Here is a 20,730-nt window from a genome sequence, read left to right on the forward strand (position 1 = left end):
CCATGCTGGATTTCGACCAAGCCCAGACCCTGCTGGCCAACGCCGCCGCCCCCCTCGCCCGCCGCGAACACGTCGGCCTGGACGAGGCGCCCGGACGCGTGCTGGCGGCCGACCTCGACGCCACCGTGGACATCCCGCCGGCCGACAACAGCGCCATGGACGGCTACGCGCTGCGCCTGGCCGACTGGCAGCCGGGCGCGCGCCTGCCGATCCAGCAACGCTGCTATGCCGGCGACACGCCCGAGCCGCTCAAGCCCGGCCACGCCATCCGCCTGTTCACCGGCAGCCTGATTCCCGCCGGCGCCGACGTGGTGGTGATGCAGGAAGACACGCACGAAGCCGACGACCAGGTCGAGATCACGCGCGAGCCGCGCCCCGGCCAGCACATCCGCCAGCGCGGCGAAGACACCCTGGCCGGCGCCCCGCTGCTGGCCGCCGGCACGCAGCTGCAGGCCGCCCACGTGGCGCTGCTGGCCTCGCAGGGCCTGGCCAGCGTGCCGGTCTACGGCCGCCTGCGGGTCGGCATCCTGACCACCGGCGACGAACTGGTGCCGCCCGGCGGCGCGCGCGAGACGGCGCAGATCTACAACTCCAACGGCCCGATGCTGGCGGCGCTGGTGCGCAGCATGGCCGCCGAACCGGCCAAGGTGCTGCATGCGCGCGACACCGAGGACGACCTGCGCGCCGCCTTCCAGGCGCTGTTGGCCGAGTGCGATCTGGTGCTGAGCGTGGGCGGCGTGTCCGTCGGCGAACGCGACCTGGTCAAGCCGGCGCTGGCCGCGCTGGGCGGCGAGCTGTCGCTGTGGAAGGTGCGCATGAAGCCGGGCAAGCCGGTGGCGCTGGCCATGATCGGCGACAAGCCGGTGGTCAGCCTGCCGGGCAATCCGGTGTCCGCCTACGCGGTGTTCGCCATGCTGGTGTCGCCGCTGGTGCGCCGCATGCAGGGCCGCGAGGAACTGTTCCCGCCGGTCAGCCGGCTGCCGCTGCGCACCGAGCATCCGCGCCAGGACAGCCGCGAGGAATTCCTGCGGGTGCAGCGCCGCGCCGCCGATGACGGCAACGCCGAGCTGGTGCCTTATGGCCACCAGGGTTCCGGGGTGATCAGTTCATTGCCGTGGTCGACGGGGCTGGCGCGCCTGCCGGCCGACGTGCAGGTGCAGGACCGCGACCGCGTGCCCTACTACGACCTGCGTCACTGGCTGGCGTAGCGCTCGGCCGCCGCCAGCTCCTCGGGCGTGTTCAGGTTCATGAACGCGCCGGGCGCGCCAGGTACGTTATCGAACGGCGCGCCCACGCCTCCCACCCGCGACTGCCACAGGCCGACCTTGCGTTCGCCGGCCGCCAGGTAGTCGCGCAACGCCGGCAACAGCGACGCGCGTAGCGCCATGCAGGCCGGATGGCGCTGGCCGCCGGCCAGCGCGTAGGCCAGCGGCGCGCCCGCCGCTTGCGCCGCCGCGATCAGGCGCCGGGCCAGGTCGGCCGGCAGGAACGGCGTGTCGCACGGCGCCACCACCAGCCATTCGCACGGCGCGGCCGCCGCCAAGCCCGCGGCAAGGCCCGCCAGCGGCCCCTGCCAGGCGCCCAATGCGTCGGTATCGTCGGCCACCACCCGGCCATAGCGGGCGTAGGTCTCGGCGTTGCGGTTGGCGCTGAGGATCAACGGCCCGACCTGCGGCGCCAGGCGCCGCGCCACGTGCGCCACCAGCGGTTCGCCGCGCAGCAAGACCAGGCCCTTGTCGCAGCCCTGCATACGCGAGCCCTGGCCGCCGGCCAGGATCAGGCCGGCCACCTGCCGCCGGTCGAACGCGGTCAAGGTCTCAGCCACCGATGTAGCTCATCTCGACTTTGCGGGCCGGGTCGGCCATGTTGCGGCCGCGCTGTTCGGAATAGTTGTCGCCCCGGGCGGCCCAGATGCCCGTGAGGATGGCGGCCAGCTCGTCGTCGCTGGCGCCGCCACGCAGCGGCGCGCGCAGGTCGTGGCCTTCGTGGCCGAACAGGCACAGGAACAGCTTGCCTTCGGGCGACAGGCGCGCGCGCGTACAGCCGCCACAGAAGGCATGGGTGACGCTGGAGATGACGCCGATCTCGCCGGCGCCGTCGCGATAGCGCCAGCGTTCGGCGACGCGGCCCATGCCGTCGGTGGAGATCGGTTCGAGCGGATAGGCCGCGCCGATGCGCGCCAGTATTTCCTCGCTGGGCACCACTTCGGTCAGGTTCCAGCCGTTGGTGTTGCCCACGTCCATGTATTCGATGAAACGCAGGATGTGGCCGCTGCCGCGGAAGCGCTCGGCCATCGGCAGGATCTGCGCGTCGTTCAGGCCGCGCCGCACCACCATGTTGACCTTGACGGGCGCCAGCCCGGCCGCGGCGGCGGCGTCGATGCCGCGCAGCACGTCGTCGGGCGTGAAGCCGCTGTCGCTCATGTCCTGGAACATGCTGGCGTCCAGCGCGTCGAGGCTGACCGTGACGCGCTTCAGCCCCGCGTCCTTGAGCACCGCGGCCTTGCGTTCGAGCAGGCTGCCGTTGGTGGTGAGGGTGAGTTCCAGCGGGTGGCCGGCGGGCGTGCGCAGCCCCGACAACAGGCCCACCAGGTTTTCCACATGCTTGCGCAGCAGCGGTTCGCCGCCGGTCAGGCGGATCTTCTCGACGCCCAGGCGGGTGAAGACGCCGGCCAGCCGCGTGATTTCCTCGAACGACAGCAGGTCGGAATGGCGCATGAAGGCGTAGCTGGTGTCGAACACCTCGCGCGGCATGCAATAGGTACAGCGGAAATTGCAGCGATCGGTGACCGAGATGCGCAGATCGCGCAGCGGCCGCGCGCGCCGGTCGAGCGCGGGCTGGCCCGCGGCCGGCGGCGCGACAGGCGCCGGACGGTCGGTGCGGCGATCAGCCAGGAGGATCACTTTGCTCATGGGAACAATCATAGCCCGGCGCCCGTGGCGGCGCGCCTAGGAAAATGCCTCTTCAAGGGTCTGCAGGCGGCCGGTATCGCGGGCGTCGTAGCCGATCAGCTGGCTGACGTAACCGACGTAATCGGCGCTGCGCATGATGGACAGCAGGTCGCGCATGGCGGGCGTCTCCAGCGCGCTCTTGCGGATGGCGAAGAAATAGCGCTCGCGCACCAGCGGGATGAAATCCAGGCCGAAGCGGCAGGCGGCGGTTTCCACGCCGACGCCGGTGTCAGCCATGCCGCTGGCGATGTGGGCGGCGATCGCCATGTGGGTGAATTCGTTGGTCTCGTAGCCCTGCACCTCGCTGATCGAGACGCCGGCGCGCTGCAGCATCAGCCCGACCAGGTAGCGCGTGCTGGAACCGATCTGGCGGTTGACGAAACGCACGTCCTGGCGCGCCAGGTCGGTCATGCCACGGATCCGCTTGGGGTTGCCGGCCATGACGAACAGCCCGGTATTGCGCACCGCCAGGTGGATCAGCAGGTACTCGTCGGCGTGCAGCCACTGCGCGTAGCGGTCCATGATGGGCGCCTCGAAGTCGCCCAGCGGCACCTGGAAGCCGGCCAGGTCGCACTCGTGCCGTTCCAGCGAGGCCAGGGCCTCGATCGCGGTGCGGTAGCGCAGCTCCAGCCCGGGCTTGCGTCCCCCCATGTGTTCCATCAGCGATTCCACCGCGAAGCCGTGGCTGGCATGCAGCCGCAGGTGCGGATCGTTTTCCGGCAGCAGCCGCGCCAGTTCCTCCTGCAGTTCGGAAGCCAGGCTGTCGAGCGTGGGCATCAGGCGCGCCTCGATGCGGCGGTTGGCCCACAGCAGGCGCTGCGCGAAGGCCGACAACTGCGTGCCCTGGCGGCGGTTGGTGATCAGCAGCTGGGTGCCGAAGATGCCCTCGAAGCGGCGCAGCACGCCCCAGGCGTGCCGGTACGACAGGCCGCAGGCGCGACAGGCGCCGGCGATGTTGCCGGTGGCGTCGATGGCGGCCAGCAGCGCGAGCATGTCCTGCAGCGGCACGGGGTCGCCGTCGTCTCCGCCCAAGGTCCATTGCGGCCGCAGGCCGATTCGGAACTTATATGTCATTTATTTCTTATTGAAGGCGATTAATTACCTGTTTAGAGTACACAAATAACGCGGGGCATGGAAAGTTTATATGTTTTTCTTTGCATATAAATCGACCTGACTTCCCATCACAACAGAACCCCCTCCCTACGGGGTCCCAGCACTACTGGAGGAGACCGCCATGCGTCAGCGCGAGGCAAAATCCGATCTGGCTTCCACCGGCGGCGCCCGTGGCGGCCCCATGGCCCTGGACGCCGCCCAGGCGTCCGCCAGCCCCGCGGTGGCGGCCACCGCCCGCATCCTGGCCCGGCTGAAGGATCAGCCCGGCCCGCTGCTGCCGGTGCTGCACGCGGTCCAGCATGAACTGGGCTGTATTCCGGCCGAGGCGGTGCAGACCATCGCCGAGGCCCTGAACCTGTCCCGCGCCGAAGTCCATGGCGTCATCACCTTCTATCCCCACTTCCGCGGCGAACCGGCGGCGCGCCATACGCTGGAAGTGTGCCGCGCCGAGGCCTGTCAGGCGATGGGCGGCGAACAGTTGGCCGCCCACGCCCGCCAGGCGCTGGGCTGTGATTTCCACGCCAGCACCGGCGATGGCGATTTCACGCTGGAGCCGGTGTATTGCCTGGGCCTGTGCGCCCAGTCGCCGGCGGTGATGCTGGACGGCCAGCCGCACGCCCGCGTCACGCCCGCCAAGCTCGACCGCCTGCTGCACCGCGCACGGGAGGCCGGCCAATGAGCACCCCCACCCTGATCTACGTGCCGCGCGACGCCGCGGCGCTGGCCATGGACGCCGACGCCGTGGCCGCCGCCATCGAGCTGGCCGCCGACGAGCGCGGCCTGGCCGTGCAGGTGGTGCGCAACGGTTCGCGCGGCCTGCTGTGGCTGGAACCGCTGATCGAGATATCCACGCCCGAGGGCCGCCTGGCCTACGGGCCGGTGCAGCCCGAGGACGTGCCGGCGCTGTTCGACGCCGGCTGGCTGGCGGGCGGCGAGCATCCGCTGCGCCTGGGCCTGACCGAGGAGATTCCCTATCTCAAGCAGCAGGAACGCCTGACCTTCGCCCGCGTCGGCGTGATCGATCCGCTGTCGCTGCAGGACTACGCCGCCCACGGCGGCCTGCAGGGCCTGAAGCGCGCGCTGGCCATGGAGCCGGCCGCCATCGTCGAGGAGATGGTCACGTCCGGCCTGCGCGGACGCGGCGGCGCGGCCTTTCCCACCGGCATCAAGTGGAAGACCGTGCTGGGCTCGCCGGCCGACCGCAAGTACATCGTCTGCAACGCCGACGAGGGCGATTCGGGCACCTTCGCCGACCGCCTGCTGATGGAAGGCGACCCCTACGTGCTGATCGAGGGCATGACCATCGCCGGCCTGGCGGTGGGCGCGACCTACGGCTACATCTACGTGCGCTCCGAATACCCGCACGCCATCGCCACGCTCGAAGCCGCCATCGACCGGGCGCGCAGCGTCGGCTGGCTGGGCGACGACGTGCACGGCAGCGGCCGCCGCTTCGACCTGGAAGTGCGCAAGGGCGCCGGCGCCTACATCTGCGGCGAGGAAACCTCGCTGCTGGAAAGCATCGAGGGCAAGCGCGGCGTGGTGCGCGCCAAGCCGCCGCTGCCGGCGATCTCGGGCCTGTTCGGCAAGCCCACGGTCATCAACAACGTGATCTCGCTGGCGACGGTGCCGATCATCCTGGCCAAGGGCGCGGCCTACTACCGCGACTACGGCGTGGGCCGCTCGCACGGCACGCTGCCGTTCCAGCTGGCCGGCAACCTCAAGCAGGGCGGGCTGGTGGAAAAGGCCTTCGGCCTGAGCCTGCGCGACCTGCTGTACACCTTCGGCGGCGGCAGCGCCTCCGGCCGGCCGCTGCGCGCGGTGCAGGTCGGCGGGCCGCTGGGCGCCTACCTGCCGGAATCGCAGTGGGACGTGCCGCTGGACTACGAAGCCTATATCCAGATCTCGGCCATGATCGGCCACGGCGGCCTGGTGGCGTTCGACGACAGCGTCGACATGATGCGCATGGCGCGCTACGCCATGGAGTTCTGCGCCATCGAATCCTGTGGCAAGTGCACGCCCTGTCGCATCGGGTCGACCCGCGGCGTGGAGACCCTGGACAAGATCGCCGCCGGCGGTCCGGAGCGCGAACAGCAGGTGCACCTGCTGCGCGACCTGTGCGACACCATGCTGGGCGGATCGCTGTGCGCGCTGGGGGGCATGGCGCCCTACCCGGTGCTGTCCGCGTTGAACCACTTCCCGCAGGACTTCGGCATCGAGTCCTCGCAATCCGCCGTCCACCCCGCCTGAAGCCGAGACCGCCATGCTAGAAACCGTCATCAAGCGCGACCGCGATCTGGGCACCCCGGCGCGGGTGTCCGAAAAAACCGTCACCCTGACCATCGACGGGCAGGAAATCACCGTGGCCGAAGGCACCTCGCTGATGCGCGCGGCCGCCGAGGCCGGCATCAACATCCCCAAGCTGTGCGCCACCGACAGCCTGGAGCCGTTCGGCTCCTGCCGCCTGTGCCTGGTGCAGATCGAGGGCCGCCGCGGCTATCCCGCCTCGTGCACCACGCCGGCCGAGAACGGCATGGTGGTCTTCACCGAAACGCCCAAGCTGCACGACCTGCGGCGCGGGGTGATGGAGCTGTACATCTCCGACCACCCGCTGGACTGCCTGACCTGCCCGGCCAACGGCGACTGCGAACTGCAGGACATGGCCGGCGTGGTGGGCCTGCGCAACGTGCGCTACGGCTATGACGGCGCCAACCACCTCAAGAGCGAGAAGGACGAGTCCAATCCGTACTTCACCTACGACGCCTCCAAGTGCATCGTCTGCAACCGCTGCGTGCGCGCCTGCGAGGAAACCCAGGGCACCTTCGCGCTGACGATCTCGGGCAAGGGCTTCGAATCGCGCGTGTCGCCGGGGCAGGACCAGCCGTTCCTGGAGAGCGAATGCGTGTCCTGCGGCGCCTGCGTGCAGGCCTGTCCGACCTCGACCCTGCAGGAAAAGACCGTCATCATGATGGGCCAGGCCGAGCATTCGGTGGTCACCACCTGCGCCTATTGCGGCGTGGGCTGCGGCTTCAAGGCCGAGATGAAGGGCCAGGAAGTGGTGCGCATGGTGCCGTGGAAGGACGGCCAGGCCAACCGCGGCCACTCCTGCGTCAAGGGCCGCTTCGCCTGGGGCTACGCCACCCACAAGGAGCGCGTGCTCAAGCCGATGATCCGCAAGCGCATCACCGACTCCTGGCGCGAAGTGTCGTGGGAAGAGGCGATCGATTACGCGGCGTCCGAATTCCGCCGCATCCAGGGCCAGTACGGCCGCGACGCGGTCGGCGGCATCACGTCGTCGCGCTGCACCAACGAGGAAACCTGGCTGGTGCAGAAGCTGGTGCGCGCCGCGTTCGGCACCAACAACGTCGACACCTGCGCCCGCGTGTGCCATTCGCCCACGGGCTACGGGTTGAAGCAGACGCTGGGCGAATCCGCCGGCACCCAGACCTTCGACTCGGTGATGCACACCGACGTGGTCATTGTCATGGGCGCCAATCCGTCCAGCGGCCACCCGGTGTTCGCCTCGCGCCTGAAGCGCCGCCTGCGCCAGGGCGCGCGCCTGATCGTGATCGACCCGCGCCGCATCGAGCTGGTGAGTTCGCCGCACATCAAGGCCGACTTCCACCTGCAGGTGCGGCCCGGCACCAACACCGCGCTGCTGTCGTCGCTGGCCCACGTGATCGCCACCGAAGGCCTGATCGACGAGGCCTTCGTGGCCGAGCGCTGCGAGACCAAGGCGTTCCAGGAATGGCGCGATTTCGTGTCGCTGCCCGAGAATTCGCCCGAAGCCATGGCCGAGATCACCGGCGTGCCGGCGCAGGCCGTGCGCGGCGCGGCGCGCCTGTTCGCCACCGGCGGCAACGGCTCGATCTACTACGGCCTGGGCGTGACCGAGCACAGCCAGGGCTCGACCACCGTCATGGCCATCGCCAACCTGGCCATGGCCACCGGCAACGTCGGCCGCGAAGGCGTGGGCGTGAACCCGCTGCGCGGCCAGAACAACGTGCAGGGCTCGTGCGACATGGGTTCGTTCCCGCACGAGCTGCCGGGCTACCGCCACATTTCCGACAACGTGGTGCGGGCGCAGTTCGAGCAGGACTGGGGCGTGACGCTGCAGCCCGAGCCGGGCCTGCGCATTCCCAACATGTTCGAGGCCGCGCTGGGCGGCACTTTCAAGGGCCTGTACTGCCAGGGCGAGGACATCGTGCAGTCCGATCCCAACACGCAGCACGTGGCGGCGTCGCTGGCGGCGATGGAATGCATCGTGGTGCAGGACCTGTTCCTGAACGAGACCGCCAAGTACGCCCACGTGTTCCTGCCAGGCTCGTCGTTCCTGGAAAAGGACGGCACCTTCACCAACGCCGAGCGCCGCATCTCGCGGGTGCGCAAGGTGATGGAGCCGAAGAACGGCAAGTCCGACTGGGAAGTGACCGTGGCGCTGTCGAACGCGCTGGGCTACCCCATGAACTACCGCCACCCGCGCGAGATCATGGAAGAGATCGCGCGCCTGACGCCGACCTTCAGCGGCGTCAGCTACGAGAAGCTGGACAAGCTCGGCAGCCTGCAATGGCCGTGCAACGACGACGCGCCCGAGGGCACGCCGATCATGCACATCGACGCCTTCGTGCGCGGCAAGGGCAAGTTCATGATCACCAAGTACGTGCCGACGGACGAGCGCAGCACGCGCCGCTTCCCGCTGCTCCTGACCACCGGCCGCATCCTGTCGCAATACAACGTGGGCGCGCAGACGCGCCGCACGCCCAACGTCATGTGGCACAGCGAGGACGTGCTGGAGATCCATCCGCAGGACGCCGAGGACCGCGGCGTCAACGAAGGCGACTGGGTCGGCATCCAGAGCCGCTCGGGCGAGACCGTGCTGCGCGCGACCCTGACCGATCGGGTGCAGCCGGGCGTGGTATACACCACCTTCCACTTCCCCGAGTCCGGCGCCAACGTCGTCACCACCGACAGTTCCGACTGGGCCACCAACTGCCCCGAGTACAAGGTCACGGCGGTGCAGGTCACGCGCGTGTCCCAGCCGTCGGAATGGCAGCGGCAATGGTCGCGCTTCGCGGACATCCAGCAGAAGCTGCTGCGTGAGCGCTCGCGCGAGAACGAAGCCGTGACGTCGGGGAAATAACCCGACAGCCGAGCCCGCCATGGACCACAGCGCCCCTCCCCCCTCCTCCCGCCCCGAGCACGTGGCGGCCCAGGTGACCCGCGTGCGGGCCGGCGCCATCGCGCCCGGCGCCGAAGGCGACAACCTGGCCGAGGAAACGCCGGTGGCGCTGGAGTTCAACGGCATCAGCCACGCCACCATGCTGGCCACGCCCGCCGACCTGGAGGACTTCGCCGTCGGCTTTTCGCTGTCGGAAGGCATCATCGACGGCGTGGCCGACGTGCGCGGCATCGACGTGCTGCCGCAGTGCGACGGCATCGTGGTGCAGATCGAGATTTCCAGCGCCTGCGAGGCGCGGCTGAAATCGCGCCGCCGCGCCATGGCCGGGCGCACCGGCTGCGGGCTGTGCGGCGTCGAGACGCTGCCCGAGGTGCTGCGGCCGGTGGCGCCGGTGCCGGCCGGCGCGCCGCTGCCGGTGGGCGCGGTGTTGCGGGCGATGCGCGACATGCGCTCGCGCCAGGCGCTGCACGACCTGACCGGGGCCACCCACGCCGCCGGCTGGGCCGACGCCAGCGGCGCCGTGGCGCTGGTGCGCGAGGACGTGGGCCGCCACAACGCGCTCGACAAGCTGGTGGGCGCGCTGGCGCGCCAGGGGCTGTCCGCCGCGCACGGCGTGGTGCTGGTGTCCAGCCGCGCCAGTTTCGAGATGGTGCAGAAGACCGCCGCGGCCGGCGTCGGCATCCTGGCGGCGGTGTCGGCCCCCACCGCGCTGGCCGTGCGGCTGGCCGACAGCGCCGGCATCGCGCTGCTGGGCTTTTTGCGCAACGACGACGCCACCCTGTATTCCCACCCTGAACGCATCACTTCGCAGACCTGACACGCATGGAAATCGGCAACCTGATCCGCATGGCCAACCGCATCGGCCAATTCTTCGAAGCCATGCCGCTGCGGCCCGAGGCGGTGGAAGGCGTGGCCAACCATATCCACAAATTCTGGGAGCCCCGCATGCGCAACGAGCTGCTGGACTTCCTGGCCCGGCAGCCCGATGGCGACGCCGGCGAACAACAGTTGCATCCCCTGGTGCTGGAGGCGGTCACGCAGAACCGCGAGCGCCTGACCCCGCTGGCGCGGGTGCCCTGACCGGCGCCAGCACCACGACCGACCCGCGCGCCGCCAGCCGGCGCGCGAGCGCAGCAAGCTTTACCGCAGCAAAGGGTTCAACAAGAAGCGGCGGGACTGGATTTTTCCAGGCCACGCCGCTATAAAGCCGCACCCCGAGGAGACCTCATGGAAAGCACTGCAACACTCGACCTGCCCGGCGCCAAGCCGGGCTTCCTGGACAAGGAACGCACCATCGCCGGACCGGGTTTTTCCCGCTGGCTGGTACCCCCGGCCGCCCTGGCCATCCACCTGTGCATCGGCATGGCCTATGGCTTCTCGGTGTTCTGGCTGCCGCTGTCCAAGGCGGTCGGCGGCGCCCAGCCACTGGCCTGCCCGCCCGACATGAGCCTGGTGGCCGAGCTGTTCACCACCAGTTGCGACTGGAAGATCTCCACCATGGGGTGGATGTACACGCTGTTCTTCGTGCTGCTGGGCTGCTCGGCGGCACTGTGGGGCGGCTGGCTGGAACGCGCCGGTCCGCGCAAGGCGGGCGTGGTGTCGGCGCTGTGCTGGTGCGGCGGCCTGGTGATCTCGGCCTTCGGCGTCTACCTGCACCAGATGTGGATGCTGTGGCTCGGTTCCGGCGTGATCGGCGGCATCGGCCTGGGGCTGGGCTACATCTCGCCGGTCAGCACGCTGATCAAGTGGTTCCCGGACCGTCGCGGCATGGCGACCGGCATGGCCATCATGGGCTTCGGCGGCGGCGCCATGATCGGCGCGCCGCTGGCCGACCTGCTGATGCGCCACTTCGCCACGCCCACCTCGCCGGGCGTGTGGCAGACCTTCCTGACCATGGCGCTGGTGTACTTCATCTTCATGATGTCGGGCGCGCTCGGCTACCGCGTGCCGCCCACCGGCTGGAAGCCGGAGGGCTGGACCGCCCCCGCCAAGCACGCCAACAACGCCATGATCACCAAGGGCCACGTGCACGTGAAGCGGGTCTGGGGCGTGCCGCAATTCTGGCTGGTGTGGCTGGTGCTGTGCCTGAACGTGACCGCCGGCATCGGCATCCTGGGCATGGCCTCGCCGCTGCTGCAGGAAGTGTTCGGCGGCGGCCTGATCAACAAGCCGGAACTGGGCTTTGGCCAGCTCGACAAGGCCCAGCTGGCCTCGATCGCCGCCATCGCCGCGGGCTTCACCGGCCTGCTCAGCCTGTTCAACATCGGCGGCCGCTTCTTCTGGGCCAGCCTGTCGGACAAGCTCGGCCGCAAGATGACCTACCTGATCTTCTTCGTGCTGGGCTTCGTGCTGTACGCCTCGATCCCGTGGACCTCGCACATGGGCGCGCTGGCGCTGTTCGTGGCGGCCTTCTGCGTCATCCTGTCGATGTACGGCGGCGGCTTCGCCACGGTGCCGGCCTACCTGGCGGACCTGTTCGGCACGCAGATGGTCGGCGCCATCCACGGCCGCCTGCTGACGGCGTGGTCGGCCGCGGGCATCTTCGGGCCGGTGCTGGTGAACTACATCCGCGAATACCAGCTGTCCATCGGCGTGCCGCGGGCGCAGGTGTATGACATCACCATGTACATCCTGGCGGGCATGCTGGTGCTGGGCTTCCTGTGCAACCTGGCGATCCGCCCGGTGAACCCCAAGTACTTCATGACCGACGAGGAACTGGCGCGCGAGAAGGCCCTGGCGCACGAACGCGCGGCGGCGGCCGAGACCCACGGCGTGGGCGCCTCGACCTTCCGCACGCCGGCGGCGCTGGTGCTGTTCGCCTGGGCCTGCGTCGGCATCCCGCTGGCCTGGGGCATCTGGATCACGCTGCAGAAGGCCGTGGTGCTGTTCCACTGATACGGCCCCGACGGGCGGCGCCAGGCGCCGTCCGCCGCCCCCCAAGGCGCGAAGCTGCTACATTGGCAGACCGCGCCTTTTTCTTTTGTCTTCCCCTGGATTTCCCCGTTTCATGACCGCCTTGCCCCTGAAGCCCGCCTTGCCCGGAGCGTCCCGTTGACCCAGCCTGAACTGCATTGGACAGAGGGCGAGGCCCCTGACCAGACCCACCACACCGCCCGCTGGCGCTCGGAATCCGGCGCCACGCCGCCCAAGCGCGTGGTGCTGGCCGACGACCGCACCACGGCGGACATGGCCTATCGCCTGGCGTGCGAAGGCGTGGGCCTGCTGTGGCGCGGCGACTTCCAGAACGCGCGCCAGTTGCTGCAGGCCATCACGCGCCGCGTCGACAAGCGCCCGCGCAAGCCGGTGGAAAGCATGCTGGAGGCCTTCAACCAGCATCGGCAAATCCAGTCGCAGCGCGCCCGCATCCTCGGCATGCTGCTGATTCCGTTCGACGCCGGCCACGGCATTTCGCTGCGCCGCGCGCCGGACGCGCGGCAGGCCTGCGAAGAAGCCCACGGCCCCGCCGACGAACCTTACGTGGCGTCGCTGCGCGAACTGCTGGGCCTGATCGGCGCCTTCGAATGGCGCAAGAAAGGCGTGGAGATTCCCGCGCTGGACAACCGCATCCACCCGCACTACGGCGTGTTTTCGCCGCTGCGCGGCGAGTACATCGATCTGGTGGCGCGCACCCCGATGCCGCGCGGCAGCGTGGCCTTCGATATCGGCACCGGCACCGGCGTGCTGGCGGCCGTGCTGGCGCGCCGCGGCGGCAAGCGCGTCATCGCCACCGACATGGACCCGCGGGCGCTGGCCTGCGCCCGCGAAAACCTCGAACGGCTGGGCCTGTCCAGGCAGGTCGAGGTGGTGGAGGCCGACCTGTTCCCCGAGGGCCGGGTCTCGCTGGCCGTGTGCAACCCGCCGTGGCTGCCGGCCCGTCCCAGCTCGCCGGTCGAGCACGCGGTCTACGACCCCGACAGCCGCATGCTGCGCGGCTTCCTGAACGGCCTGCCTGCGCACCTGACGCCCAACGGCGAGGGCTGGCTGATCCTGTCGGACCTGGCCGAACACCTGGGCCTGCGCACCCGCGAGCAATTGCTGGAGATGATCGAGCAGGCCGGCCTGCGCGTGGTCGAGCGCATCGACACGCGGCCCACCCATGGCCGCGCCAAGGATGCCGACGATCCGCTGTACGCGGCGCGCTCGAAGGAAGTCACGTCGCTGTGGCGCCTGGCCGCCGCGGCCTGAGCGCGGGCCGACTGTCTTTCCGGCCATGAAAAAGCCCGGCACCGCGGCCGGGCTTTTTCATGCCCGCCCCGCCGCCACGTTGACGCTGATGGCGATGATGAAGACATTGAAGAAGAAGGCGATGACGCTGTGCATCAGCGCCGTGCGCCGCAGCCGGCGGCTGACGATCTGCACGTCCGAGACCTGGAACGTCATGCCCAGCACCAGCGCGAAGTAGGCGAAGTCCCAGTAGTCGGGATCTTCCTTGCCCGGGAAGTCCAGGCCCTTGTGCATGCCGTTGCGGTGGCTGTAGTAGCCATGCGCATAGTGCAGCGCGAAGATCATGTTCATGTAGAGCCACGACAGCACGATGCTGGCGGCCGCCGCGATCAGGTCGGCCGCGCCCTCGAGGCCGCCCGCGGCGCGCATCTCCATCCACAGCGCCAGCATCACCAGGCACGACAGCAGCACGCTGCTCCAGAGCACGGCGCTACGGCCGACATCGACCTGCTGCGCCCGGACCCGCATGGTGGCGGGCGTCGCCTTGCCGAAGGCCGCGCCGGTCAGCAGCAGGAACACCAGCGCGGCGAGATCGAAGCCCAGCAGGCCGGCCCGGCTCGGCGCCAGCCCGGCGCGCCACAATCCCACCGCCACCGCGGCGAACAGCAGCCCGCACAGCACCAGGCGCTGGTGCGCATGGAAAAACGGCAGCGGCGCGACGCCGGCCTGGGTCGAGTCGGTATCCGGATCCTTGACCGGCAGCGTCATGGCGGGCTCCCACGCGTGGCAAGAGCCTCCACGCTAACCGATCGCGAGCAATCCCACCAGCGCCCCGCCGAACAGCAGCCACAGCGGGTGGATCCGCGTCACGCTGCCCAGCAGCGCCACCACCGCGGTGATCGCGCCCAGCAGCCAGGTGTGGGCCGAGGCCTCGGTGATCAGCGCGGCGCTGGCGGCCACCAGCCCCACCGTCATCGGGAAGATGCCGGCCTGGATCACGCCGCGCCACGGGCGGTCCTTGAAGCGCTCCCACAGCCCCAGCGCGATGATGGTGATGATCGAGGACGGCCCGAACTTGGCCAGGGTGGTGACCAGCATGCCGGCCCAGCCGGCCACGTGCCAGCCGACCAGCGTGACCACCATCAGGTTGGGGCCCGGCGCCGCCTGCCCCAGGGCGAACAGCGCGGAGAAGTCGGCGGCCGTCATCCAGCCGTGCACCTCCACGACCTGGCGCTGCATTTCGGGCAGGATGGTGTTGCCGCCGCCGAAGGCCAGCACCGACAGCTGCGAAAAGATGATGGCGAGGGCGATCAGGGTCTGGATCATCGACGTTGCCTCCAGACCAGCAGGATGCTCAGGGGCGTGAGCACCGCCATGGTCGGCAGCAGCGGAATGCGCAGCACCGCGATGGCGATGAAACAGGCGGTGGCCACCGTGCCGGCCAGCCAGTCGCGGCGCTTGAGCACCGGCACGCCGATCTTGACCGCCATCGAGATCAGCAGCCCCGCCGCCGCGGCCGCCAGGCCGGCGAACAGATGCTGGATGTGCGGATCGTTCTGGAAGCGGTCGTAGACCATGCCCAGCAGCACCACGATGGCCGACGGCGCCAGGATCAGGCCCATCAGCGCCGCGAAGGCGCCGCGCGGGCCGCGGAACTTCATGCCCAGCGCCACCGACAGGTTGATGATGTTGCCGCCCGGCAGGAACTGGCACAGGCCCAGCAGGTCGGTGAATTCGGCCCCGGACAGCCAGCGGTGCTTTTCGACCACCATGCGCCGCGCCAGCGGCAGCGCGCCGCCGAAGGCGGTCAGGCCGAGCATGAGGAAGCCGTAGAACAGTTGCCCGCAGGTGGGCGGCGGCCGCGTGGCGGCATCGGGGGAATCAGGGGCTGCTGCGTTCATTGTGGTGTGGCCGGGGCCGGTCCGCGAAGCGCCGGCGCGGCGGCGCCGGGAGTGAAGGAATAGCTCGCAGCCTACTCCCGCGACAAGATAATGTCTAATATATGACTGGTTAAACATTCATATTCAATACATATGGCATCCGTCGACCTGCGGTTGTTGCGCTACTTCCTGGCGGTGGCCGAGGAATCCCACCTGACCAAGGCGGCCGCCCGGCTGGGCATCCGCCAGCCCCCACTCAGCCAGCAGATCCGCGTGCTGGAACAGGAGCTGGGCGTCACGCTGTTCCACCGGCTGCCGCGCGGCATGGAACTGACCGAAAGCGGCCGGGCCCTGCTGGCCGACGCGCGCAGCATCCTGGCGCTGGTCGACCAGGCGGTCGACGGCGTGCGGCGGGTGTCGCTGGGCGAGGCCGGCCGGCTGACGGTCGGCTTCACCGGCTCGGCCGCCTTCCACCCGTTCGTGCCATCGGTGATCCGGCGCTTTCGCGAAAGCGCGCCGCAGGTGCGGCTGGTGCTGGAGGAAAGCAGCACCGGCGAACTGATGGAGGACGTGCGCGCCGGCCGGGTCGACGTCGCCTTCATCCGCGGCGCGCACGGCGCCGACCGCGGCGTGGCGGTCGAAAGCGTGCTGGAGGAAACCATGCTGGCCGCCTTTCCCGCCGACCATCCGATGGTCAAGGGGCGCGGCCGCAAGCGCATCGCGCTGTCGGAGCTGGCCGAGGAATCGCTGATCCTGTACCGCCGCCACAGCGGCCCCGGCCTGTACGACGCCATCATCTCGGGCTGCCGCGCCGCCGGCTTCAGCCCGCGGGTGGCGCAGGAGGCGCCGCGCGTGCTGTCCACCCTGAGCCTGGTGGCGGCCGGCCTGGGCGTATCGCTGGTGCCGGCCTCGCTGCGCCGGGTCAACATCGAGGGCGTGGTGTACGTCAACGTCACCGGCCCGGTGGAGCTGCGCGCCCCGCTCACCCTGATCTGGCGCGACGCGCCGTTGTCGGGCGCGACCCGCCGGCTGATCGAGGAAGTGCGCGCGCATCGCGAAACGCCGGAGGACTAGGGGCGGCTCACACGGAAAGGCGCCTCTCACGGGGTGAACAGGCCCCGGGCGCTACACTGGGCGCCATCCTGGCTCTCGCTGCTTGCCCCATGCATGCCCCCCACCCCATAGGCGTATACGACTCCGGCGTCGGCGGACTGAGCGTGCTGCGCGCCATCCGCGACGCGCTGCCGCGGGAACATCTGCTGTACCTGGCGGATTCCGCCCACGTGCCCTACGGCGAGAAGACCCAGGAGACCGTGCAGCAGCGCGCGCTGGCCATCGCCGACTATTTCGTGTCGCGCCGGGCCAAGGCCATGGTGGTGGCCTGCAACACCGCCACCGCCGCCGCCATTGCGTTGCTGCGCGCGCGCCATCCGGACCTGGTCATCATCGGCGTGGAGCCGGCCATCAAGCCGGCCGCGCACCTGACGCGCAGCGGCGTGGTCGGCGTCTTCGCCACCACCGGCACGCTGGCCAGCCCCAAGTTCGCGGCGCTGGTGCAGCGCGAGGCGCCCGAGATCCGCATCCTGTTCCGGCCCTGTCCCGAATGGGTGCTGCAGGTCGAGCGCGGCGAGATCGACGGCCCCGCCGCCGCCCGCGTGGTGGCGCCGCCGGTGCGCGAACTGCTGGCGCAGGGCGCCGACGCGCTGGTGCTGGGCTGCACCCATTTCCCGTTCCTGCACGACGCGATCCAGGCCGAGGCGGGCGCGTCCGTGCCGCTGCTGGAAACCGGCGGCCCGGTGGCGCGCCGCCTGCGCCATCAATTGCAGGAGCGCGGGCTGCTGGCGACGGACGGCGCCGGCTCGGTGACGCTGGAGACGACCGGCGACGCGGCCACGCTGGGCCGCATGGCGGCCCAGCTGCTGGGCCTGCCGGCCGAGGCGGCGCAGACCCCGGCGCGCTGGCGCTGAGGCCGCCGGCGGGCCATCCCGACGATGCATCCGCCGCGCCTCCCCGCGCGGGACGCACGCCGTCCCGCGCGGACGATCCCGCTTCGTTTGATTCCGCGCATCCCGCCGCCGCCCCTGGCGCGGGATAATTTCGTACAGTGGAGACACTGCGGCGCATCGCCGCGGCTCGCGGACAACAAGGAGACGTCGATGAAACGCATTCTGATCCCCGTGGATGGCTCGCAACACGCCGTGCATGCCGTCCGGGCAATGCTCCAGGCGCGCGGCTACGACCCGGTCGAACGGGTCGAACTGCTGACGGTACAGATTCCGCTGCAGGCCGGCAAGATCGGCCGCGGCCTGTCGCAGGCGGACATCGACGCCTACCACCAGGAAGAAGGCCAGGCCGCGCTGCGCGAAGCCAGCGCGCTGCTGACCGAGGCCGGCGTGCCGTTCGGCCAGCGCGTCGAGACCGGCGCCACCGCGGAAACCATCGCCCGCGTGGCCGCCGAGATCGACGCCGACGAGATCTTCATGGGCACGCGCGGGCTGGGATCGGCGTCCGCGCTGTTCATGGGCTCGGTGGCCACCAAGGTCCTGCACCTGACGGCGCTGCCCGTCACCCTGGTCAAATAAGGAGGCCCGCCATGCTGCATATCCTCGTGCCGGTTGACGGCTCCGACAATGCCAACCGCGCCGTGCTGCACGCGCGCCAGCTGGCCCAGGGCGCGCGCGACGCGCGCATCCACCTGCTCAACATCCAGACCCCGCCGCAGGGCCGCGCCGGCCTGTCGCGGCTGGTCACCCAGGACATGATCGACGAATACTACGTGCGCGAAGGCCAGGAAGCCGCCGACGACGCGCGCAAGCTGCTCGACGTCACCGGCACCGACTACACCAGCCACGTCGAATTCGGCAATCCCGCCGTCGAGATCACCCACTACGCGCAACAGCATCAATGCGCGCGCATCGTCATGGGCACGCGCGGCCATGGCGCGCTGGCCGGCATGCTGATCGGCTCGGTCGCCAACCAGGTGGTGCAACTGGCCGACGTGCCGGTGACGCTGGTGCGCTAGCGCGCGCCGGCCCCGGTCGGCAGCGCCGGCAGCGTCAGCGTCACGCGCAGGCCGCCCAGCGGCGCCTGCCCGGCGCTGACCTCGCCGCCGTAGGTGCCGGCCAGGTCGCGCACGATGTCCAGGCCCAGGCCCGAGCCGGGCCGCTGCTCGTCCATGCGCACGCCGCGCTCGAAGATGCGTTCGCGCTCGTCCTCGGCGATGCCGGGGCCGTCGTCGTCGATCACGATCTGCAGGCGGTCCGGCGCCGAGGCCCGCGCGCCGATGCGGACGCGGCGCGCGGCCCATTTGCAGGCGTTGTCGAGCAGGTTGCCGACCATCTCCTGCAGGTCCTGTTCCTCGCCGCGGAATTCCAGGCCGTCGGCGAAGTCCGCCATTTCCAGTTCGAGCCCGCGCGCCGCGTACAGCCGCTGCATGACCCGCAGCAGCGCCTGTACCGGCGCCCGCAGCGGCGTGCGCCCGCCGGCCGTGCCCGACGCCGCCGCGGCCCGCGCCCGCGCCAGGTGATGGTCGATCTGGCGCTGCGCCATCGCCACCTGCTCGCGCGCCAGGCGGGCGAACGCGCCATCCTCGCGCGCGGCCGCGTTGCCCAGGATGGTGAGCGGGGTCTTGACCGCGTGCGCCAGGTTGCCGGCCTGCGTGCGGGCGCGCTGCACGATGTCCGCGTTCACCGCCAGCACGCGGTTGAAGTCGTCCACCAGCGGCTGGATCTCGCTGGGAAAGCGGCCGTCGATGTGCAGGCTGTTGCCGCCCTGCTGCGCCGCCAGCTGGCGCCGCAGCCGTCCCAGCGGCCGCAGTCCGACCGCCACCTGCACCACCGCCGCCGCCACCAGGCCGGCGGCCAGCGCCCCCAGCGACAGCAGCAGCATGTGGTTGAAGCGCTCGATCGGCTCGGCCAGCACCGCGCGGTCGGCCGCCACGATCAGGCGCAGCGTGACGGCGTCGGCGTCCTCGGGCTTGAGCAGGCGCGTCAACGCGCTCAGGCGATGGTCCTGCGGGCCGGCGATGTCGTAGACGCCGTCGGCGCTGTCGGCCGCGGGCAAGGCCAGCACCTGGTCCCACAGCGAGCGCGAGCGCGCCACGCCGGTGGCCGCCACGCGGCCGTTGTCGTCGAGGCGGTCGATCTGCCAGTACAGGCCCGACAGCGGCAGCTCCAGGCGCGGGTCGCTCAGGGGCGAAGCCACCGTCGGCCGCCCGTCCGGCGCCACGCTGACCGCCGCCGTCAGCTGGTTCATGTGCAGCGCCAGTTCGGCCCGCAGCTGTTCGGTGATGTGCTGACGGAACAGGCTGGCCAGGCCCCAGCCGGCCAGCACGACGGTGACCGCGATCCAGGCCAGCGTGCCCGCCAGCAGGCGCCAGCGCAGCGAGCCGGGCGCGCGCGCCGCCGTCATGCGGGACAGGCCAGCCGGTAGCCCAGCCCGCGCACCGTTTCGATGGTGTCGGCCGGCAGCTTCTTGCGCAGGCGGCCGATGAAGACGTCGATGGTGTTGGAATCGCGGTCGTGGTCCTGCGCGTAGATGTGCTCGATCAGTTCGCCGCGCGAGACGACTTCGCCGGCGCGCTGCATCAGCACCGCCAGCACCTTGAATTCGTGGCTGGTCAGGTTCAGCGGCAAGCCGTCGACGGTGGCCTTGGCCAGCCGCGTGTCGAGCATCAGCGGGCCGCAGCGCCATTGCGCGCTGGCGTGATTGCTGTGGCGGCGCAGCAGCGCGCGCACGCGCGCCAGCAATTCTTCCATGTGGAACGGCTTGGTGAGATAGTCGTCGGCGCCGGCGTCGATGCCGGCGACCTTCTCGTGCCAGTTGGCGCGCGCGGTCAGGATCAGCACCGGCATGCCGCGCCCGGCGGCGCGCCACTGCTTGAGCACGGTCAGGCCGTCCATCACCGGCAGGCCCAGGTCCAGCACCACCACGTCGTAGGTCTCGACCTCGCCCATGTAGTGGGCGGTGGCGCCGTCGGCCGCGGTGTCGACGGTGTAGCCCGCGTGGCGCAGGGCGTCGGCCAGTTGCGCGGCCAGGGTCGGTTCGTCCTCGACGACAAGCATGCGCATCAGTGTCGGTTCCTGAATTGGATGTCGCGCCCCTTCATGCCCAGCACGGTGCCGTCGCGCGCGTCGATCTTCAGCTTCACCAGGCTGCCGCCGGGCTGCAGCAGGCGGATCTCGTACAGGAACACGCCGTCGTCTTCCTCGAACTCGACCTTCACCACCTGGCCGGGAAAATCGCGCTCGACGATGTCCAGCACCGAGCGCAGAGGCAGCACCTTGCCGGCCTGCAGCGCCTGCCGCGCCTGCTCGTGGTCGCTCTCGTCGGCCACGCCCGCGCCCGGGCCGGCGGCCAGCGCCAGGACCAGCGCGCAGCCGGTCAGCCAGAGTGCGATGCGCGAACGTGCGGTCATGGGGTTTCCGTGAGGGGAACGCGTCCAGGG

The 20,730-nt window shown here is 70.4% G+C and carries 21 protein-coding genes; 12 read left to right on the forward strand and 9 right to left on the reverse strand.

From position 1 onward, the window contains the following. Positions 1-2 precede the first annotated feature (2 nt). The gene (locus H0523_RS09980) at positions 3-1,208 is read left to right on the forward strand and encodes a molybdopterin molybdotransferase MoeA (RefSeq protein WP_054460439.1); all 1,206 of its coding nucleotides are present in this window, start codon (positions 3-5) and stop codon (positions 1,206-1,208) included. On the opposite strand, the gene mobA is transcribed toward H0523_RS09980, so the two are convergent. From mobA to H0523_RS09995, 3 genes are read right to left on the reverse strand one after another with little or no spacing between them, the layout of a single operon-like run. Beyond that, positions 1,193-1,825, reverse strand: coding sequence for a molybdenum cofactor guanylyltransferase MobA (mobA, locus tag H0523_RS09985; RefSeq protein WP_082404287.1), 633 nt, complete (start codon positions 1,823-1,825; stop codon positions 1,193-1,195). The genes H0523_RS09980 and mobA overlap by 16 nt on opposite strands. Beyond that, complete coding sequence (moaA, locus tag H0523_RS09990; RefSeq protein WP_054428581.1) at positions 1,818-2,912, reverse strand: GTP 3',8-cyclase MoaA; 1,095 nt, start codon at positions 2,910-2,912, stop codon at positions 1,818-1,820. Before moaA ends, mobA begins: the two co-directional genes overlap by 8 nt. A 36-nt stretch (positions 2,913-2,948) precedes the next feature. Beyond that, a complete protein-coding gene (locus H0523_RS09995) occupies positions 2,949-4,025 on the reverse strand; it encodes a substrate-binding domain-containing protein (protein WP_054428582.1) in 1,077 nt (358 codons plus the stop codon). Between the two features lie 160 nt (positions 4,026-4,185). Here H0523_RS09995 and H0523_RS10000 point away from each other — a divergent pair, with 160 nt between their 5' ends. From H0523_RS10000 to H0523_RS10030, 7 genes are all read left to right on the forward strand, one after another. Beyond that, positions 4,186-4,743 carry a formate dehydrogenase subunit gamma gene (locus tag H0523_RS10000; RefSeq protein WP_054428583.1) on the forward strand — a complete coding sequence of 186 codons (558 nt, stop codon included), beginning with the start codon at positions 4,186-4,188 and terminating at the stop codon, positions 4,741-4,743. Further along, positions 4,740-6,311 (forward strand): formate dehydrogenase beta subunit, encoded by a 1,572-nt coding sequence (locus H0523_RS10005; protein WP_054428584.1) that lies wholly within the window; start codon positions 4,740-4,742, stop codon positions 6,309-6,311. The genes H0523_RS10000 and H0523_RS10005 overlap by 4 nt, the downstream gene beginning before the upstream one ends. Before the next feature lie 13 nt (positions 6,312-6,324). Next, the gene (gene fdhF, locus H0523_RS10010; RefSeq protein WP_054428585.1) at positions 6,325-9,201 is read left to right on the forward strand and encodes a formate dehydrogenase subunit alpha; all 2,877 of its coding nucleotides are present in this window, start codon (positions 6,325-6,327) and stop codon (positions 9,199-9,201) included. A 19-nt stretch (positions 9,202-9,220) separates the two neighbouring features. Beyond that, entirely contained in the window at positions 9,221-10,057 is an 837-nt protein-coding gene (gene fdhD / locus H0523_RS10015) for a formate dehydrogenase accessory sulfurtransferase FdhD (protein WP_054428586.1), read from the forward strand. A gap of 5 nt (positions 10,058-10,062) precedes the next feature. After that, on the forward strand, positions 10,063-10,320 hold the full coding sequence (locus tag H0523_RS10020; RefSeq protein WP_006390923.1) for a formate dehydrogenase subunit delta: 258 nt from the start codon (positions 10,063-10,065) through the stop codon (positions 10,318-10,320). 147 nt (positions 10,321-10,467) lie between these two features. Continuing rightward, a complete protein-coding gene (locus H0523_RS10025; RefSeq protein WP_054428587.1) occupies positions 10,468-12,135 on the forward strand; it encodes an OFA family MFS transporter in 1,668 nt (555 codons plus the stop codon). 156 nt (positions 12,136-12,291) lie between these two features. Further along, complete coding sequence (locus H0523_RS10030) at positions 12,292-13,425, forward strand: methyltransferase (protein ID WP_054428588.1); 1,134 nt, start codon at positions 12,292-12,294, stop codon at positions 13,423-13,425. Between the two features lie 57 nt (positions 13,426-13,482). Here the strand turns inward: H0523_RS10030 and H0523_RS10035 are convergent, their stop codons facing one another. The 3 genes from H0523_RS10035 to H0523_RS10045 are packed head-to-tail and all read right to left on the reverse strand — an operon-like array spanning position 13,483 to position 15,305. Continuing rightward, positions 13,483-14,172 (reverse strand): DUF1345 domain-containing protein, encoded by a 690-nt coding sequence (locus H0523_RS10035; RefSeq protein ID WP_054428589.1) that lies wholly within the window; start codon positions 14,170-14,172, stop codon positions 13,483-13,485. 33 nt (positions 14,173-14,205) lie between these two features. Further along, positions 14,206-14,730 carry a chromate transporter gene (locus H0523_RS10040; protein WP_054428590.1) on the reverse strand — a complete coding sequence of 175 codons (525 nt, stop codon included), beginning with the start codon at positions 14,728-14,730 and terminating at the stop codon, positions 14,206-14,208. Beyond that, positions 14,727-15,305: a chromate transporter gene (locus tag H0523_RS10045; RefSeq protein WP_035359414.1), complete on the reverse strand. Its 579-nt coding sequence runs from the start codon at positions 15,303-15,305 to the stop codon at positions 14,727-14,729. Before H0523_RS10045 ends, H0523_RS10040 begins: the two co-directional genes overlap by 4 nt. 132 nt (positions 15,306-15,437) lie before the next feature. Between H0523_RS10045 and H0523_RS10050 the strand changes: the two genes are divergently transcribed. From H0523_RS10050 to H0523_RS10065, 4 genes are all read left to right on the forward strand, one after another. Further along, positions 15,438-16,358 carry a LysR family transcriptional regulator gene (locus H0523_RS10050; protein WP_054428591.1) on the forward strand — a complete coding sequence of 307 codons (921 nt, stop codon included), beginning with the start codon at positions 15,438-15,440 and terminating at the stop codon, positions 16,356-16,358. 89 nt (positions 16,359-16,447) lie between these two features. Next, positions 16,448-17,251: a glutamate racemase gene (murI, locus tag H0523_RS10055; protein ID WP_054428592.1), complete on the forward strand. Its 804-nt coding sequence runs from the start codon at positions 16,448-16,450 to the stop codon at positions 17,249-17,251. Positions 17,252-17,440: 189 nt separating this feature from the next. Then, positions 17,441-17,866, forward strand: a complete 426-nt coding sequence (locus H0523_RS10060) for a universal stress protein (protein ID WP_054428593.1) — start codon at positions 17,441-17,443, stop codon at positions 17,864-17,866. Positions 17,867-17,877: 11 nt separating this feature from the next. Beyond that, on the forward strand, positions 17,878-18,306 hold the full coding sequence (locus H0523_RS10065; protein WP_054428594.1) for a universal stress protein: 429 nt from the start codon (positions 17,878-17,880) through the stop codon (positions 18,304-18,306). On the opposite strand, the gene H0523_RS10070 is transcribed toward H0523_RS10065, so the two are convergent. From H0523_RS10070 to H0523_RS10080, 3 genes are read right to left on the reverse strand one after another with little or no spacing between them, the layout of a single operon-like run. After that, positions 18,303-19,694, reverse strand: coding sequence for an ATP-binding protein (locus H0523_RS10070; RefSeq protein WP_054428595.1), 1,392 nt, complete (start codon positions 19,692-19,694; stop codon positions 18,303-18,305). The two genes, H0523_RS10065 and H0523_RS10070, sit on opposite strands and share 4 nt — an antisense overlap. Next, the gene (locus tag H0523_RS10075; RefSeq protein WP_054428596.1) at positions 19,691-20,353 is read right to left on the reverse strand and encodes a response regulator transcription factor; all 663 of its coding nucleotides are present in this window, start codon (positions 20,351-20,353) and stop codon (positions 19,691-19,693) included. The genes H0523_RS10070 and H0523_RS10075 overlap by 4 nt, the downstream gene beginning before the upstream one ends. Beyond that, positions 20,353-20,700, reverse strand: coding sequence for a PepSY domain-containing protein (locus H0523_RS10080; RefSeq protein WP_054428597.1), 348 nt, complete (start codon positions 20,698-20,700; stop codon positions 20,353-20,355). The genes H0523_RS10075 and H0523_RS10080 overlap by 1 nt, the downstream gene beginning before the upstream one ends. Between the last annotated feature and the right edge of the window lie 30 nt (positions 20,701-20,730).

The organism is Achromobacter insuavis (genome assembly GCF_902859645.1).
Taxonomy (GTDB): Bacteria; Pseudomonadota; Gammaproteobacteria; order Burkholderiales; family Burkholderiaceae_B; genus Achromobacter; species Achromobacter insuavis.

Bases quoted from the DNA above. Each gene is read 5' to 3' on its own strand.
- H0523_RS09980 (WP_054460439.1), top strand. From the start codon at position 3: ATGCTGGATTTCGACCAAGCCCAGACCCTGCTGGCCAACGCCGCCGCC.
- moaA (WP_054428581.1), bottom strand. From the start codon at position 2,912: ATGAGCAAAGTGATCCTCCTGGCTGATCGCCGCACCGACCGTCCGGCG.
- H0523_RS09995 (WP_054428582.1), bottom strand. From the start codon at position 4,025: ATGACATATAAGTTCCGAATCGGCCTGCGGCCGCAATGGACCTTGGGC.
- H0523_RS10000 (WP_054428583.1), top strand. From the start codon at position 4,186: ATGCGTCAGCGCGAGGCAAAATCCGATCTGGCTTCCACCGGCGGCGCC.
- H0523_RS10005 (WP_054428584.1), top strand. From the start codon at position 4,740: ATGAGCACCCCCACCCTGATCTACGTGCCGCGCGACGCCGCGGCGCTG.
- fdhF (WP_054428585.1), top strand. From the start codon at position 6,325: ATGCTAGAAACCGTCATCAAGCGCGACCGCGATCTGGGCACCCCGGCG.
- fdhD (WP_054428586.1), top strand. From the start codon at position 9,221: ATGGACCACAGCGCCCCTCCCCCCTCCTCCCGCCCCGAGCACGTGGCG.
- H0523_RS10020 (WP_006390923.1), top strand. From the start codon at position 10,063: ATGGAAATCGGCAACCTGATCCGCATGGCCAACCGCATCGGCCAATTC.
- H0523_RS10025 (WP_054428587.1), top strand. From the start codon at position 10,468: ATGGAAAGCACTGCAACACTCGACCTGCCCGGCGCCAAGCCGGGCTTC.
- H0523_RS10035 (WP_054428589.1), bottom strand. From the start codon at position 14,172: ATGACGCTGCCGGTCAAGGATCCGGATACCGACTCGACCCAGGCCGGC.
- H0523_RS10040 (WP_054428590.1), bottom strand. From the start codon at position 14,730: ATGATCCAGACCCTGATCGCCCTCGCCATCATCTTTTCGCAGCTGTCG.
- H0523_RS10045 (WP_035359414.1), bottom strand. From the start codon at position 15,305: ATGAACGCAGCAGCCCCTGATTCCCCCGATGCCGCCACGCGGCCGCCG.
- H0523_RS10050 (WP_054428591.1), top strand. From the start codon at position 15,438: ATGGCATCCGTCGACCTGCGGTTGTTGCGCTACTTCCTGGCGGTGGCC.
- murI (WP_054428592.1), top strand. From the start codon at position 16,448: ATGCATGCCCCCCACCCCATAGGCGTATACGACTCCGGCGTCGGCGGA.
- H0523_RS10060 (WP_054428593.1), top strand. From the start codon at position 17,441: ATGAAACGCATTCTGATCCCCGTGGATGGCTCGCAACACGCCGTGCAT.
- H0523_RS10065 (WP_054428594.1), top strand. From the start codon at position 17,878: ATGCTGCATATCCTCGTGCCGGTTGACGGCTCCGACAATGCCAACCGC.
- H0523_RS10070 (WP_054428595.1), bottom strand. From the start codon at position 19,694: ATGACGGCGGCGCGCGCGCCCGGCTCGCTGCGCTGGCGCCTGCTGGCG.
- H0523_RS10075 (WP_054428596.1), bottom strand. From the start codon at position 20,353: ATGCGCATGCTTGTCGTCGAGGACGAACCGACCCTGGCCGCGCAACTG.
- H0523_RS10080 (WP_054428597.1), bottom strand. From the start codon at position 20,700: ATGACCGCACGTTCGCGCATCGCACTCTGGCTGACCGGCTGCGCGCTG.